This window comes from Streptomyces sp. NRRL S-455, from assembly GCF_000717875.1.
GTDB lineage: Bacteria > Actinomycetota > Actinomycetes > Streptomycetales > Streptomycetaceae > Streptomyces.
Genome location: NZ_JOCT01000001.1, coordinates 352,967 through 367,491, shown reverse-complemented (window position 1 = coordinate 367,491; position 14,525 = coordinate 352,967). Strand labels below are relative to the sequence as shown.

General features: G+C 70.0%; 15 protein-coding genes. 5 read left to right on the top strand and 10 right to left on the bottom strand.

Translation table 11 applies throughout. From position 1 onward, the window contains the following. Nucleotides 1-34: 34 nt before the first annotated feature. Nucleotides 35-157: a hypothetical protein gene (locus IE97_RS43395; RefSeq protein WP_267881683.1), complete on the bottom strand. Its 123-nt coding sequence runs from the start codon at nt 155-157 to the stop codon at nt 35-37. 206 nt (nt 158-363) lie between these two features. Continuing rightward, nucleotides 364-831, bottom strand: coding sequence for a winged helix-turn-helix transcriptional regulator (locus tag IE97_RS0101570; protein WP_030147342.1), 468 nt, complete (start codon nt 829-831; stop codon nt 364-366). A gap of 105 nt (nt 832-936) precedes the next feature. On the opposite strand from IE97_RS0101570, the gene IE97_RS0101565 reads away from it, so the two are divergent. Further along, on the top strand, nt 937-1,437 hold the full coding sequence (locus tag IE97_RS0101565; RefSeq protein ID WP_030147341.1) for a PaaI family thioesterase: 501 nt from the start codon (nt 937-939) through the stop codon (nt 1,435-1,437). Between the two features lie 143 nt (nt 1,438-1,580). Then, nucleotides 1,581-2,171: a TetR/AcrR family transcriptional regulator gene (locus IE97_RS0101560; protein ID WP_030147340.1), complete on the top strand. Its 591-nt coding sequence runs from the start codon at nt 1,581-1,583 to the stop codon at nt 2,169-2,171. 224 nt (nt 2,172-2,395) lie between these two features. Here IE97_RS0101560 and IE97_RS0101555 read toward each other — a convergent pair whose 3' ends face one another. After that, nucleotides 2,396-3,211, bottom strand: coding sequence for an oxidoreductase (locus IE97_RS0101555; RefSeq protein ID WP_030147339.1), 816 nt, complete (start codon nt 3,209-3,211; stop codon nt 2,396-2,398). 314 nt (nt 3,212-3,525) lie between these two features. On the opposite strand from IE97_RS0101555, the gene IE97_RS0101550 reads away from it, so the two are divergent. Further along, on the top strand, nt 3,526-4,395 hold the full coding sequence (locus IE97_RS0101550; RefSeq protein ID WP_030147338.1) for an alpha/beta fold hydrolase: 870 nt from the start codon (nt 3,526-3,528) through the stop codon (nt 4,393-4,395). A gap of 25 nt (nt 4,396-4,420) precedes the next feature. Here the strand turns inward: IE97_RS0101550 and IE97_RS0101545 are convergent, their stop codons facing one another. The 3 genes from IE97_RS0101545 to IE97_RS0101535 all read right to left on the bottom strand — a co-directional run bounded on the left by IE97_RS0101545 (nt 4,421) and on the right by IE97_RS0101535 (nt 7,949). Further along, a complete protein-coding gene (locus IE97_RS0101545) occupies nt 4,421-5,317 on the bottom strand; it encodes a DMT family transporter (protein ID WP_030147337.1) in 897 nt (298 codons plus the stop codon). 140 nt (nt 5,318-5,457) lie between these two features. After that, nucleotides 5,458-6,708 (bottom strand): SLC13 family permease, encoded by a 1,251-nt coding sequence (locus IE97_RS0101540; RefSeq protein ID WP_234310401.1) that lies wholly within the window; start codon nt 6,706-6,708, stop codon nt 5,458-5,460. A 107-nt stretch (nt 6,709-6,815) separates the two neighbouring features. Next, nucleotides 6,816-7,949 (bottom strand): PrpF domain-containing protein, encoded by a 1,134-nt coding sequence (locus IE97_RS0101535; RefSeq protein ID WP_030147335.1) that lies wholly within the window; start codon nt 7,947-7,949, stop codon nt 6,816-6,818. Nucleotides 7,950-8,115: 166 nt separating this feature from the next. Between IE97_RS0101535 and IE97_RS0101530 the strand changes: the two genes are divergently transcribed. After that, on the top strand, nt 8,116-9,069 hold the full coding sequence (locus IE97_RS0101530) for a LysR family transcriptional regulator (RefSeq protein WP_030147334.1): 954 nt from the start codon (nt 8,116-8,118) through the stop codon (nt 9,067-9,069). Nucleotides 9,070-9,211: 142 nt separating this feature from the next. Here IE97_RS0101530 and IE97_RS0101525 read toward each other — a convergent pair whose 3' ends face one another. Together IE97_RS0101525 and IE97_RS0101520 are read right to left on the bottom strand one after the other, a co-directional pair. Next, complete coding sequence (locus tag IE97_RS0101525; RefSeq protein WP_030147333.1) at nt 9,212-10,084, bottom strand: acyl-CoA thioesterase; 873 nt, start codon at nt 10,082-10,084, stop codon at nt 9,212-9,214. Between the two features lie 19 nt (nt 10,085-10,103). Next, entirely contained in the window at nt 10,104-12,617 is a 2,514-nt protein-coding gene (locus tag IE97_RS0101520; RefSeq protein WP_030147332.1) for a DEAD/DEAH box helicase, read from the bottom strand. 145 nt (nt 12,618-12,762) lie between these two features. On the opposite strand from IE97_RS0101520, the gene IE97_RS0101515 reads away from it, so the two are divergent. Further along, nucleotides 12,763-13,557, top strand: a complete 795-nt coding sequence (locus IE97_RS0101515; RefSeq protein WP_030147331.1) for a metal-dependent hydrolase — start codon at nt 12,763-12,765, stop codon at nt 13,555-13,557. Nucleotides 13,558-13,576: 19 nt separating this feature from the next. Here the strand turns inward: IE97_RS0101515 and IE97_RS0101510 are convergent, their stop codons facing one another. Both IE97_RS0101510 and IE97_RS0101505 read right to left on the bottom strand, forming a co-directional pair. Continuing rightward, nucleotides 13,577-13,822: a type B 50S ribosomal protein L31 gene (locus IE97_RS0101510; RefSeq protein ID WP_030147330.1), complete on the bottom strand. Its 246-nt coding sequence runs from the start codon at nt 13,820-13,822 to the stop codon at nt 13,577-13,579. Between the two features lie 35 nt (nt 13,823-13,857). Continuing rightward, on the bottom strand, nt 13,858-14,328 hold the full coding sequence (locus IE97_RS0101505) for a DUF5709 domain-containing protein (protein ID WP_030147329.1): 471 nt from the start codon (nt 14,326-14,328) through the stop codon (nt 13,858-13,860). Nucleotides 14,329-14,525: the final 197 nt, after the last annotated feature.

Below are 14,525 nucleotides of genomic sequence, written 5' to 3'. Positions count from 1 at the left end.
GATCAGCGCGGCCGACTCGGTCTCCTGAGGGGCCTCAGTCGTTGTCCGGGATCGACGAGACCACGATCTTGCCGGCCTTGGTACGGCCCTCCTCGACGTGCGCCATCGCCTCGAGCGTCGCGGCGCCCACTCTGACCAGGACATCGCGGTCACCCACGGTGGGCCCGGGTACTTCTGCAGCCCGTTCGCCGTCCAGGGGAACTGCTTGTAGAAGCGGAATCGACACGACGGCCGTCGTGGTCCCCGGGAGCCAGCATTCGTACGTCTACGGTGCCGGCCGGGTTCCGGAGGTCGACGCCGCCATCGCGCAGATCGGCGCGTGGCTCCGGGAGAAGACGAACACCTGACCGTGAGGCCGACGGCTCACGACCGGAGGCGGGCGCCTGTTCCCAGCCGGGCGGTGACGTCACGGGGAGTGAGGGCCGAGTGTTCCGCAGAGCACTCGACGACGACGCGGACCGGGGCGTCGCACTCGGTGTGGCGTACGTCCAGTACAGGACCATCGGAGCCGAGGGTGTACGCCTCGCCCCACTGGCTCAGCGCCATCAGAACGGGCCACAGGTCCCAGCCCTTGCTGGTCAGGCGGTATTCGTTGCGGGAGCGGCTGCCGGGCTCCCGATAGGGGACGGTTTTCAGAATGCCGGCCGAGGTCAGCTTGCGGAGGCGGTCGCTGAGGACGGCCTCCGACAGGCCGATGTGGCGGTGGAAATCGTCGAAGCGGCGGACGCCGTTGACGGCATCACGCAGGATCAGCAGCGTCCACTTCTCCCCGATCACATCGAGCGTGCGCTGGACGGGGCAGTTCTCCGTGCTCGCCTCAAGCCACTCCATCCCGCCATCGTAAGGGAGCTGGCTTCACCATTGACAGTCAGGTGAACAAGAGTCTAGCTTCACTTGGAAAAGTCAGCGGGAAGTCAGAGGGAAGGGCGCTGGGGCGTGGGGCGAACGCGTACGTATCACTGGGACGATCCCGCGATCTCGGCGGAGGCCGCCGGACGCATGGCCGGCATCGACTTCCTGCGCGAGGTGCAGGCGGGGCGGTTGCCGGCGGCGCCGATCGGCCGCACCGTGGACTTCGCCCTCGACGAGGTGGAGCCCGGCCGGGCGGTCTTCTCTCTGGCACCGGGGGAGGAGCACTACAACCCGATCGGCAGCGTCCACGGCGGCGTCTTCGCCACTCTGCTCGACTCGGCGGCGGGCTGCGCCGTCCAGTCCCTGCTTCCGCAGGGCATGGCGTACACCTCGCTCGACCTGACCGTGAAGTTCCTGCGGCCGATCACCGTGGACACGGGCCCGGTACGCGCCATCGGTACGGTCGTGAACAAGGGCCGCCAAACCGCCCTCGCCCAGGCTCAGTTGGTCGACAGGGAGGACCGTCTCCTAGCCCACGCCACCAGCAGCTGCATGCTCTTCCCGGTGCCGGCCCCCCGGGCGTGACCCCGCGGGCACGGCGCCGGCCGACGAAAGTCCGACGCTCACTGTCGCCGCCGCCTACTTTTTGGATTACGTTCGCAATATCATAGACTCGTGAAGTCGGTGAAGGGCGACCGGTCCTTCCGGCCGGCGAAGGAGCGTGTGCTGTGGTGCGGTACGGAAAAGAGCACAAGGCGGAGACGAGGCGTCGGATCATCGAGACGGCGGGCCGCCGTTTCAAGCAGGACGGTATCGACGGCTCCGGGGTCTCGACGCTCATGAAGGACGCGGGGCTGACCAATGGGGCCTTCTACGCTCACTTCGAGTCCAAGGATGCCCTCGTCGCCACGGCCATCGCCGACCAGTTGACGGCGCAGGCCGAGAGCGTCGTCGCGCGGGCGGCGCCTGGCCGTGCCGGAATCGAGCAGATCGTGCGGGGGTACCTGTCGCCCCAGCACCGCGACAGTTTCGGCGACGGCTGCCCCAACGCCGCTCTCCTCGACGAGATCGGGCGCTGCACCGACACGACCAGGCAGGCGTACACCGACGGCGTGCTGGTCCTCATCGACGGCATCGCCTCCCGCATGGCGCCCGAGGCCCCGTCCTCCGCGCGCGTGAAGGCGCTCAGCCTCCTCGGCCTGTTGGCCGGGACACTGCAGCTTTCCCGCGCGTTGACGGACCGTCAACTCGCCGACGAACTCCTCGAACAGGGGGTGGCCAACGCCCTCGCGCTGCTGGAGGCCGGGCAGCGCGTCTGACGCGGCTACTCAGCGGCCGGCCTTCTCGCCCGTGGCCGGGGCGAGTGACCGATCCTGGCATCGATGGCGCTCAGAACACCGGCATGGACCCCTGACTCGACCGGGACACGGCCATTGCGCCTTCTGGCGACGCGGCTCCGGATGCTGGTGGAGGAAGGGATCCTGGCGACCGAGACATACGGCATCTGTGGTGGAAGCAGCGCCCTTGAAGCCAGGCCGCGCTGTCAGCTGGGCATGCGGTTGTTCTTTCGGATCTGCCTGTCGAACACTCCGGCGGGGATGAGGCGGCGCGCCGTGGTGACGCGTGAGGCCAGTGGGCCGGCGGTGTAGCGCAGCTTCGGCTTCTTGTCGGTGGCCGCGGTGACGATGACCTTGGCGACGACGGCAGGGGCGTCGCCGGCCTTCATCGCATCCGCGATCACCTCGTCGAAGACGCGCCGTCGCTCCGCGTACAGAGGCAGCGGGGTGTCGGGCCGCGCGGCGTTGGTGTCGAAGCTGGTCTTGGTGTAGGCGGGCTGGACGAGGAGGACCCGGACGCCGTGCTCGCGGACCTCGTGGTCCAGCGACTCGGAGTAGCCCTCGATGGCGTGCTTCGACGCGACGTAGAGGGCCATGAAGGGCTGAGGGGCGACCCCGAGGACGGACGAGATGTTGATGACGCGTCCGCCACCCTGGGCGCGCATGTGCGGCAGGACGGCCTTCGTCATACGGATGACACCGAGGACGTTGACGTTCAGGACGTTCTGAGCCTGGGTGACGGAGTTCTCCTCGACGGCGCCCGCCGTGCCGATGCCCGCGTTGTTGACCAGGACGTCGATGCGTCCGAACCGGTTGATCACCTCTGTGACCGCGGCGGTGGCCGAGTCGTCACTGGCCACGTCGAGATCGAGGTACCTCGCACCGGTGGGCGGGGTGAGTCCGGAGGTCTTGCGGCCGGTTCCGATCACCTCGAAGCCCGCCGCGACGAAGGCGCGGGCCGTTTCCTTGCCGATTCCCGATGAGGCACCTGTCACGAGCGCCACCGGCCGAGTTGTCGCCATCACGAACTCCCGTGGTGTAAAGAATTACGATCGTATGCCTTACGTTCGTACGACCATATGCCGAGCGTCAATCGATGGCAAGTGGTCACGTCCTGTCTTCGAGGTGGATCCGGGAGGGTGCGGGGCTCATGGTGTCGACGGGGAGCGACCGTCGTATCCCTTGCGGAAGCCTTTGAAGTATGGTCATACTTCAAAGGTAGGCGTGATGCTGAAGGGCTCAAACCGAGCAGGGTTCCGACTCCTACGAGCCTTCTGTCGTCGGCCGAACCGACTGCCAGTCGCAGTCCGGAAACTCCATGCAGAAGGGCACGGCCATGAACGACGCACAAGGAGTACGAGGCGACGCGGTGACGTCGTACAAGAAGGCGCCCACCCGCACCCTCACCGCGGGGGGAGTGACCTTCGCCTACCGTGACCTCGGCCCGAAGACCGGCGGCGTCCCGGTGGTCTTCATCACCCACCTCGCCGCGGTCCTCGACAACTGGGACCCCCGGGTCGTCGACGGCATCGCCGCCAGGCATCGTGTCATCACCTTCGACAACAGGGGTGTCGGCGCTTCCAGCGGCTCGACGCCGAAGACCATCGAGGAGATGGCGAAGGATGCCGTCACCTTCATCCGGGCACTCGGGCTCGAGCAGGTCGACATCCACGGCTTCTCGATGGGCGGCATGATCGCCCAGGTGATCGCGCAGGAGGAACCGCGGCTCGTCCGCAAGCTGATCCTCACGGGCACCGGCCCCGCGGGTGGCGAGGGCATCAGGAACGTGAGCCGAGTGTCCCATCTGGACACCGTCCGGGCCCTGTTCACCCTTCAGGACCCGAAGCAGTTCCTCTTCTTCACCCGCACCGCGGGCGGGCGCCGAGCCGGAAAGCAGTTCCTGGCCCGTCTCAAGGAGCGCACCCACGACCGCGACAAGGCGATCTCCCTCACGTCGTACTTCGCCCAGCTCAAGGCCATCCACCGCTGGGGGCTCGCGCAGCCCCAGGACCTCTCGGTCATCCATCAGCCCGTGCTCGTCGCCAACGGCGAGAGCGACAGGATGGTGCCGACGAAGAACTCGTACGACCTGGCCCGGCGGCTGCCGAACGCCGACCTGGTCGTCTATCCCGACGCCGGTCACGGAGGCATCTTCCAGTTCCACGAGCGGTTCGTGGCGGAAGCCCTCGACTTCCTTGAGCGGTAGTCGGAGAGGTCACGGCCTCCTTCGCTCAGGGCGCTCGGGCCGTCTGTGGTTCCTCGTCCGGCGCCACGAGCGACCGGGTGAGCGGAATGCGCGCCAGGGCGAAAACTCCCGCGGCGATCAGCGCGACACCGAACAGCTGGGGCAGCAGCCACCACCCGGAGCGGATCGTCTCCTCGTACAGGAGGATGCCGAGGGCGAGGCTGACCAGCGCGTCGCCGAGCGTGAGCGCGGGCTGTGAGGCCACCAGCGGACCGGCCTGCATCGCGTTCTCCAGCAGGAACAGCGCGCACACGCCCGTCAGGGCGAACGCGTACGTCTGCCAGGCGGTGAAGAACCCCACGAGACCCTGCTCGTCGAGGATGTGCATGGCCGCCTTCATCAGCGCCGCCGTCACCGCGTAACTGATCGCCGTCGCGGCACCCAGGCAGGCCGCCCGGGCGCGGCCCTCCGGACGTCGCAGGGCCGCGACGGCGAGGCCGGCGACCGCCCCCGCGCACACGGCGAGCGCGGGGATCCAGCGGTCCAGCTCCACATGCGTGCGATTGCCGGTGGGGGACGCTGCGGCCAGCGCCACCGCCAGCCCCGCCACCACCATGGTCACGGCCAGCCAGCCCGTGCCCGGCAGACGCCGGTGCATCAGCAGCGACGCGACGATGAGGGTGAGCGGCAGTTCCAGCACGAACAGGGGCTGCACGATCGTCAGCGGCCCGGTCGCCAGTGCCAGCGCCTGACAGACGGCGGCGCCGATCACCGCGAGGATGCCGGCCAGCCAGATGGGCCGGCGCAGCAGGTCGAGCATCAGCCCGGCCCGGAACCCCTGGGAGCGCGGCACGGTCAGCGCCGCCTTGCGCTGCAGCACCGTCGCGACGGCGTTGCTGAGGGCCGCGCAGACCGCGAAGACGACGGGGAGCACGGTGTGCAGCGTGGCCACCTCCCGGATCCGCCGGCCTGTGACATCGGCTGTGCCTGCTCCTGCCATGGTCACCGGAACCGGACACGAGCGCGATCGGGGCCCCGAACAGCGGCTCCGATCGCGACGACCGTCTCGTCGCGCCCCGTGCCCTACGACCAGGGCAGAACCAGAGCACCCCAGGCGACGACGGGTCCGAGAGCGACGATGCCGCCGGTGTAGCCGATGATCTGGCGGTAGAAGCGGCGGGCGTCGACCCCGCGGGCATTGCTCAGGACGAGTGCGCCGTTGGTGGAGAAGGGGGAGGTGTCGACGATCGTCGTGGAGACGGCGAGAGCGGCGATCAGTCCGGCGGCGCTGAGGTGGCTGGAGAGCAGCAGCGGCACGGCGATGGGGATGATCGCCGTGAGGATCGCGGTGGAGGAGGCGAAGGCGGAGGTGATGGCCACGGTGAAGCACAGCAGGAGGGCGACGATGAGTGGGGCGCCCAGGCCGGCGGCGTGTTCGGAGATCTCCTCGATGACACCGGCCTTCTCGAGCATCGTGATGTACGTCATCATGCCCGCGACCAGCAGCAGGGTGGACCAGCTGACGCCGTCCACGGCCCGCTCCTGCCGCTTCATGTCCACCAGGGCAAGCAGAGCGCCGGCTGCCAGGGCCAGGAAGCCGATCTCCAGGTGGAAGCCGAGCGCGCCGACCACCAGGGCCACCAGACAGGCGAGGGTGAGCCACTGGTGCCAGTCCGGCCTGCCGGAGACGGTGAGATCGTCGTCGGCTGTCTCCGCGACTCCCTCGGCCACTGGGACGGGGCGCTTGGCGAGCAGCGCGTACGTGAGGATCGACAGCACCAGGTTGATCAGGAAGCTGGCGCTGAACAGCGCCACCGCGGAGACGTGCAGCTCGGTCTTGTCGACCAGGCCCAGCACCAGCGCACCGGAGACGGCGAGCGGGGAGAACGCGCCCGCGTGTCCGCCGCTGATCACCATCATGCCGACCACCAGCGGGTTGAGCTTGTAGCGGTAGGCGAAGTTCATGCCGATCGGGGCGAGGATCGCGACCGCCGCCGGCGTGAAGGTTCCGAACGCCGTCAGGAGCGCGGCGACCAGGAACAGCACCCAGGGGATCAGCGCGGTCTTGCCGCGCACCAGCCGTACCCCGGCCGCGACGAGCCAGTCGATGGTGCCGTTGCGGCGGGCGACGGAGAACAGGTAGGTGACCCCGACGATGGTGACGAAGAGCTTCGCCGGGAATCCCTCGAAGATCTCGTCCTCGGTGAGGCCGAGCGAAGCGGTGCCGACCGCGAACGTGGCGACGAAGGCGAGGATGCCCAGGTTGATCGGCAGTACGGTGCCGACCACGAACATCACCAGCAGGGCGCCTATGGATATCACTTCAGCAGACATCATTGTCCTTGGGGCGGTGGGGACGGGGTGGCGCGCCCCGGGGGCGCGAGGGTATCCCGGTGCGGACGGCTGGGGGACCGGCTGCCCGAGGTGATGTTCGTCCCGGTTCAGGCGGCTTGCGGGCTGCCTGTCTCCGGTACGTAGATGCGGGCGTCGGCGAGCAGTCGCGCCGCCCGCTGCACGGTGACGCGGCGCGGCAGGCCGTCCACCACGTCCGTGCAGCGGACCGCGACCACGCCGGCGGGGGTGCCCAGGCGCAGCCACTCGGCGGTGGGGCCGCCCGCGGCGCGGGAGACCACCGAGCCCTCGAGCAACCCCGCCGCCGCGACGGCGACGGCGGAGGTCAGGCCGACCGCCGGATGGGGGGCGTTCATGCTGAGCATGCGCACCGAGATGTCGTAGTCGTCGGCCGCGACGCGTTCGCCCAGGGTGGTGGTGTACGGAACCGGAGGACCGACCAGACCCACCTTGGGTACGGCGTCGCCGGGTTCCTCACCCGGACGGAGCCCCGGTTCGAGCAGACCCATCAGCGGCGCGGCGGCATGCCGCACCGCGCGCAGCCACGGGACCTCCGTCTGCATCCGCTCCAGCGTCTCGGCACCGGTGCGATCGGCGCTCCCGGCGTCGACGAGGACGACCGGGGCCCCGGCGTCCACCATGGTCACCCGCACCGGCCCGGCGGTGCCGGCCCGCAGTTCCTGTGCGGCCTGACCGGTCGGAAGCAGTAAACCGGTGGTACCGCCCGCCGGTTCGCGGAAGGTGAGTCCGACGGCGACACCGCCGGCCCGGGTGCCGGGTACGGTCTGCCGGCCGAAGTGGTGCACCACGCCTCCGATGGTGTCCACGTTCCCTTCGAGGACGGCTCCGGTGTTGGTGTTGCGCATGACCACACGTGTCCGGTCGCCGGTGATCGGCACCATGCCCTTCGCCACCGCGTACAGCGCGACGCCGGTGGCGCAGTTGCCGCAGTTGCTCGTCCACTCCACCGAGCCCGTGCCGATGCCGACCTGGGCGAAGAGGTAGTCGACGTCCACCCCGGGCTCGGGCGAGGCGCTGACGATCGCCGCCTTGGAGGTGGTGGGGGTGGCGCCGCCCACCCCGTCCAGCTCCACGGGGTCGCCGGCTCCATACGCGGCGACCAGCATTCGCTCCAACTCGTCGCGGTCGGCGGGGACATGGACCTGGTTGAACAGCCAGCACTTGCTGGTGCCGCCACGCACCAGGGTCGCGGGAGTGTGCACGTCTGAGGCTCTTCCTTGATCAACGGTGGTGAGGGCCGGAAGGCGGTCACGGGCGGGTTTCGGTCCGGTGAACCGCTCCGGCGATGGCGAAGACCTTCGCAGAGCCATGACTTGCGAACAATCGCAGTTCGCTTCACCAGGGTTTAGCTGAGCTAAAGTCGGCGTCATGCTGAACGTGCGCCGTCTGCTGCTGCTCACCGAGGCCGCCGAACGCGGCTCGCTCACCGCCGCGGCGGAGGCACTGGGCATGACCACCTCCGCCGCCTCCCAGCAGATGTCCCTGCTGGAGCAGGAGGCCGGGCAGCCGCTGATCGAGCGGCTGCCGCGCGGTATCCGCCCCACGCCGGCAGGCGCCGCGCTGGCAGAGCGCGGGCAGGCGATCCGCCGCGAACTGCGGGCGGCTCAGGCCGATCTGGACTCCTTCACCGCCCTCGACCAGGGCACGCTGCGGCTCGGTTCCTTCCCCACGGCGAGCGCCTCCCTGCTGCCGCTCGCGCTCACCCGCTTCCGCCGCCGCCACGCCGGGATCCGTATCGAGGTGCGCGCCGGGGTCCTCGCGCAGCTCCGCGAGATGCTGCACACCGGCGAGGTGGATCAGGCCCTGCTGTGGGACTACGAATGGAACCGCCTCGACGATCCGGCGCTCACCCTGACCCACCTCCTCGACGACCCCACGGTGCTGGTCGTCCCCGCCGACTCACCGTTGCGCGCACACCCCTCCGTGCGCCTCGGCGACCTCGCCGACCAGGAGTGGATCATTCGTGCCGACAACCACCCCGTCGCCGACGTCCTGCGCCGCAGCTGCCGCCAGGCGGGATTCGAGCCGCGCATCGCCTACTCCTCGCACGACTACCAGGAGGCACAGGCCATGGTCGCCGCCGGACTCGGCATCGCCCTCGCGCCCCGCCTCGCCCTCACCAGCCGTCGCAGCGACGTCCGCCTGCTGCCTTTCGCCTCCGACGTGCCCGCCCCCACCCGCCGTATCCTCCTCAGCCGCGCCCAAGCCCGCCCCGCCACCCCACCCGCGCAGGCCATGGCTCGCGTCCTGCGCACGGTGGCACAGCGGTTCGCCGCCCCCGGCCTGCACCGAGCCCAGCTCGGCGCGGTCCGCAGAGGTTGAAGGGTGAGTGGAGCGCTTCCCGGAGTACCGGGCCACGGTGCTCGGGGCACCGCCGAGCACACGCCGCCTCCGAGACAGGGCCGCGCAGGCCGGCGAATCCAACCCCTCCGGGGCGCCAGGGTGCGGAATCGCCGAAATCAGGTCAGCTCAGCCTGCGGAAGAGCCCCTCCTGAACGACGGAAACCACCAGTTGCCCGTCGCGGTCGTAGATCCGCCCACGCGCCAGGCCCCTGCCGCCCACCGCGATCGGCGACTCCTGGTCGTACAGCAGCCAGTCGTCCGCACGGAACGGCCGGTGGAACCACATGGCGTGGTCCAGTGACGCCATGTCGAAGCCCCGCGGGCCCCACAGCGGCTCGACCGGGATGCGGACGGCGTCCAGGAGGGTCATGTCGCTCGCGTACGTAAGGGCGCAGGTGTGGACGAGCGGGTCGTCGCCGAGCGGCCCGACCGCGCGCATCCACACGGCGCTGCGCGGCTCGGCGTTCTCGACCTCCTTCGCATTCCAGCGCAGCCGGTCCACGTAGCGGATGTCGAAGGGCTGGCGGCGCGCCATCCGCTCCAACTGCTCGGGCAGCGCGCCCAGATGGGCCCGGATCTCGTCCGTGACCGTCGGGAGCGACTCCGGGTCCGGAACCTCGCGGGCCGGCGGCAGCTGGTGCTCGAAGCCGCCCTCCTCCGGCTTGTGGAAGGAGGCGGTGAGATTGAAGATCGTGCGACCCTGCTGCACGGCCGTGACCCGGCGGGTGGTGAACGACCGCCCGTCGCGCACCCGCTCCACCTGGTAGACGATCGGCACACCGGGGATGCCCGGGCGCAGGAAGTACGCGTGCAGCGAGTGCACGGGACGGTCGCCCTCCGTGGTGCGGCCGGCGGCGACCAGGGCCTGGCCCGCCACCTGCCCGCCGAAGACCCGCTGGAGGGACTCCTGCGGGCTGCGGCCGCGGAAGATGTTGACCTCGATCTGCTCCAGGTCCAGCAGGTCGACGAGCCTTTCGGCCGGGTTCGTGGTCATACGTGCGATTCTCCTGTGCTCAGAGCTGGCCGACGTCGGTGACGCGGACGACCGCGCGGCCCTCCGCGTCGGAGGCGGTGAGGTCGACCTCCGCGCTGATACCCCAGTCGTGGTCGCCGTTCGGGTCGTGGAAGATCTGCCGGACCCGCCACAGGGCGTTCTCCGGCTCCTCCTCGATGAGCAGCAGCTTGGGGCCGCGGGCGTCCGGACCGGTGCCGAGGTCCTCGTACTCGTCCCAGTACTTGTCCATCGCCTCGCCCCAGGCGTCCGCGTCCCAGCCGGACTCCGCGTCCATCTCGCCCAGTTCCTCGACCTGATCGAGGGCGGCCAGCTCGACCCGGCGGAACATGGCGTTGCGGACCAGGACGCGGAAGGCCCGCGCGTTGGCGGTGACGGGCTTGACCTCGTCGGCCTTCTCCTGGGCCTCCTCCGCGGTCATCTCCGCCGGGTTGGCCAGCTGCTCCCACTCGTCCAGCAGGCTGGAGTCGACCTGGCGCACCATCTCGCCCAGCCAGGCGATCAGATCCTCCAGATCCTCCGACTTGAGGTCGTCCGGGACGGTGTGGTCGAGGGCCTTGTAGGCACTGGCGAGGTAGCGCAGCACGATGCCCTCGGTGCGGGCCAGCTCGTAGTGGGACACCAACTCCGTGAAGGACAGCGCCCGTTCGTACATGTCCCGGATGACCGACTTCGGTGACAGCGGATGGTCGCCGACCCAGGGGTGACTCTTGCGGTACGTGTTGTACGCCTGGAAGAGCAACTCCTCCAGCGGCTTCGGGTACGTGATGTCCTGGAGCCGCTCCATGCGCTCCTCGTACTCGACGCCGTCGGCCTTCATCGCGGCGACGGCCTCGCCGCGCGCCTTGTTCTGCTGGGCGGCGAGGATCTGCCGTGGGTCGTCCAGCGTCGACTCCACGACCGACACCATGTCGAGGGCGTACGACGGCGACTCGGGGTCCAGCAGCTCGAACGCGGCCAGCGCGAAGGTGGACAGCGGCTGGTTGAGCGCGAAGTCCTGCTGGAGGTCGACCGTGAGGCGGACGACACGGCCGGTGGCGTCCGGCTCGTCGAGCTTCTCGACGATGCCGCCGTCGAGCAGCGAACGGTAGATGGCGATGGCCCGGCGGATGTGCCGCAACTGCTGCTTGCGCGGTTCGTGGTTGTCCTCCAGCAGCCGCCGCATCGCCTCGAAGGCGTTGCCGGGGCGGGCGATCACCGACAGCAGCATGGTGTGCGTCACCCGGAACCGGGAGGTCAGCGGCTCCGGTTCGGATGCGATCAGCTTCTCGAAGGTCTGCTCGGACCATGCGACGAAGCCCTCGGGCGCCTTCTTGCGGACGACCTTCCGGCGCTTCTTCGGGTCGTCGCCGGCCTTGGCGAGCGCCTTCTCGTTCTCCACGACGTGCTCGGGCGCCTGCGCGACGACGAAGCCCTCCGTGTCGAACCCGGCCCGCCCGGCGCGGCCCGCGATCTGGTGGAACTCCCGGGCGCGCAGGGTGCGGACGCGATTGCCGTCGTACTTGGTGAGGGCCGTGAACAGCACCGTGCGGATGGGGACGTTGACCCCCACGCCGAGCGTGTCCGTGCCGCAGATGACCTTCAGCAGGCCGGCCTGCGCCAGCTTCTCCACGAGGCGCCGGTACTTGGGCAGCATGCCCGCGTGGTGGACGCCGATGCCGTGCCGGACGTAGCGGGAGAGGTTGCGGCCGAACTTCGTGGTGAAGCGGAAGTTGCCGATCAGCTCGGCGATCTGCTCCTTCTCCTCCTTCGAGCACATGTTGATGCTCATCAGCGCCTGCGCCCGCTCCACGGCCTGCGCCTGAGTGAAGTGCACGATGTAGACGGGCGCCTGCCGGGCCTGGAGCAGGTCGGTCAGCGTCTCCGTGAGCGGTGTGTAGCGGTACTCGTAGGACAGCGGCACCGGGCGGGTAGCCGAGCGGACCACGGCCGTCGGGCGGCCGGTGCGGCGGGTGAGGTCCTTCTCGAAGAAGGAGACGTCGCCGAGCGTCGCCGACATCAGCACGAACTGCGCCTGCGGAAGCTCCAGGATCGGGATCTGCCAGGCCCAGCCGCGGTCACCCTCCGCGTAGAAGTGGAACTCGTCCATCACGACCTGGCCGACGTCCGCGTCCTTGCCGTCGCGCAGCGCGATCGACGCGAGGACCTCGGCGGTGCAGCAGATCACGGGGGCGTCGGCGTTGACCGAGGCGTCACCGGTGAGCATGCCGACGTTCTCGGTGCCGAAGATCTTGCACAGCTCGAAGAACTTCTCCGACACCAGCGCCTTGATCGGCGCCGTGTAGAAGGTGACCTCGTCCCGGGCCAGCGCCGCGAAGTGCGCACCCGCCGCGATCATGCTCTTGCCGGACCCGGTGGGCGTCGACACGATCACGTTGGCGCCGGAGACCACCTCGATCAGCGCCTCCTCCTGATGGGGGTAGAGCGTGAGACCCCGCTCACCGGCCCACGACTCGAAGGCTTCGTACAGGGCGTCGGGGTCGGCGGTCCGTGGCAGCTGATCGATGAGGGTCACGCCCCCATCTTGCCTGGCCCGGTACCCGATGCGGGAATCGGCTGCGGACCCGAAGATCACGAACGCTACCCTGGGGCGCCGACGGAGCGTCAACGCACCCGGTCAACTGGACAGCGGCACACGAGGAATGGGGCGGGCAACCGCGATGATGGGACCAGCACACTCACTGTCGGGCGCCGCCGCCTGGCTCGGCGTCGGTGCGGCCGCGGCCGCCGCCGGGCACCCGATGCCCTGGCCGGTCCTCCTCGTCGGCGCCCTGATATGCGCCGGCGCCGCGCTCGCCCCGGACCTCGACCACAAGGCCGCCACCATCTCCCGGTCCTTCGGACCGCTGTCGCGCTGGCTGTGCGAGATCGTCGACAAGCTGTCGTACGCCGTCTACAAGGCCACCAAGAAGCAGGGCGACCCGCGCCGCTCCGGCGGACACCGCACCCTCACGCACACCTGGCTGTGGGCGGTCCTGATCGGTGCGGGCACTTCCGCCGTGGCGATCGGCGGTGACCGGTGGGGCGTGCTGGCGATCCTCTTCGTCCACCTGGTGCTGGCCATCGAGGGCCTGCTGTGGCGGGCGACGCGCGGCTCCAGCAGCGAGGTGCTGGTGTGGCTGCTGGCCGCGACCACCTCGTGGATCCTCGCCGGGATCCTGGACAAGCCGGGCAACGGCGCCGACTGGCTGTTCACGGCACCGGGCCAGGAGTACCTGTGGCTGGGGCTGCCGGTCGTGCTGGGCGCGATCGTGCACGACATCGGGGACGCGCTGACCGTCTCGGGCTGCCCGATCCTGTGGCCCATCCCGGTGGGCCGAAAGCGCTGGTATCCGGTCGGTCCGCCGAAGCCGATGCGGTTCCGGGCGGGCAGCTGGGTCGAGGTGAGGGTGCTGATGCCGGTGTTCATGCTGCTCGGCGGGGTGGGCTGCGCGGCGGCGCTCAACGTCATCTGAGCGCGGCCCCGAACACGGGTCAGCCGCTGCCGTACCGGCGCTCGAACGCGGCGACCCGGCCCTCCGAGTCCACCGTGCGGGCCTTGCCCGTGTAGAAGGGATGGCTCTCCGAGGAGATCTCCACGTCCACGACCGGGTAGGTCTCGCCGTCGTCCCACTCGATGGTCTGGTCGCTGTTCGCGGTGGACCGGGTCAGGAACGCGTACCCGGCGGCGCGGTCACGGAAAACGACGGGGTGGTAGTCGGGGTGCTGGTCCTGCTGCATGGATGCTCCTCGGGCGGCTCGGGCCGGTTCCGCGGTCAACCGGACAGGGGCTCCTCGTCGACGACGTGCACGGCCGCCTCCTCGGCGGAAGCGGCCGCGCCGTCGATGCCCACGTCGGTGGCGACCAGTGCGCTCTCCTCGTCCTCGTGCGCGCCCTCGTCGGGTGCCACGAGCCGGCCGGAGCGGGCGGCGCCGACCTCGTTGTCGAGCAGTTCCCCGTCGGTGCCGTCGCAGTCCCCGAGGCCGTCACCGTCCTGGGCGGGCGCCTCCGGCAGCTCCTCGGCGAGCCGCTGGTCCAGCGTCTCGCCCCGCTGCCGCTCGGCCGCCGTCACACCGAGGTGCTCGACGGCCCAGGGCCGCTCCGGAGGGGACCAGCCGCGGTCCAGGGGATCGTCGACGCCGTCGTACTCCAGGGTGTCCTCGGCGTCGAGCAGCCCCGTGTCCTCTCGCTGCTCGTCCTGGTCCGGCTGGTAGACCTCGTCTCCCCAGCCGTCGGAGCTGTTCACGGGTACCTCCAGGGGGTGGGGACGGACCCGTTCTCACCGGGCCCGCCGCCGGGCCGCCGCCGCGCGGAGCACTGGCGCCGCCGCCGCGGTTCCCCGGCGTTCCCCGAGCCGGTGCCTGATTCCAGACTTCCACCGAGCCTCGGCACCGCGCAACGCCAAGCCTTCCGCAACACCCCTCAGGTCCGGCCCGGCACCTC

What these genes read in the sequence shown, in the direction of transcription:
- IE97_RS0101570 (WP_030147342.1), bottom strand. Translation starts at nt 831, where the DNA reads ATGGAGTGGCTTGAGGCGAGCACGGAGAACTGCCCCGTCCAGCGCACG.
- IE97_RS0101555 (WP_030147339.1), bottom strand. Translation starts at nt 3,211, where the DNA reads ATGGCGACAACTCGGCCGGTGGCGCTCGTGACAGGTGCCTCATCGGGA.
- IE97_RS0101550 (WP_030147338.1), top strand. Translation starts at nt 3,526, where the DNA reads ATGAACGACGCACAAGGAGTACGAGGCGACGCGGTGACGTCGTACAAG.
- IE97_RS0101540 (WP_234310401.1), bottom strand. Translation starts at nt 6,708, where the DNA reads ATGTCTGCTGAAGTGATATCCATAGGCGCCCTGCTGGTGATGTTCGTG.
- IE97_RS0101530 (WP_030147334.1), top strand. Translation starts at nt 8,116, where the DNA reads ATGCTGAACGTGCGCCGTCTGCTGCTGCTCACCGAGGCCGCCGAACGC.
- IE97_RS0101525 (WP_030147333.1), bottom strand. Translation starts at nt 10,084, where the DNA reads ATGACCACGAACCCGGCCGAAAGGCTCGTCGACCTGCTGGACCTGGAG.
- IE97_RS0101515 (WP_030147331.1), top strand. Translation starts at nt 12,763, where the DNA reads ATGATGGGACCAGCACACTCACTGTCGGGCGCCGCCGCCTGGCTCGGC.
- IE97_RS0101510 (WP_030147330.1), bottom strand. Translation starts at nt 13,822, where the DNA reads ATGCAGCAGGACCAGCACCCCGACTACCACCCCGTCGTTTTCCGTGAC.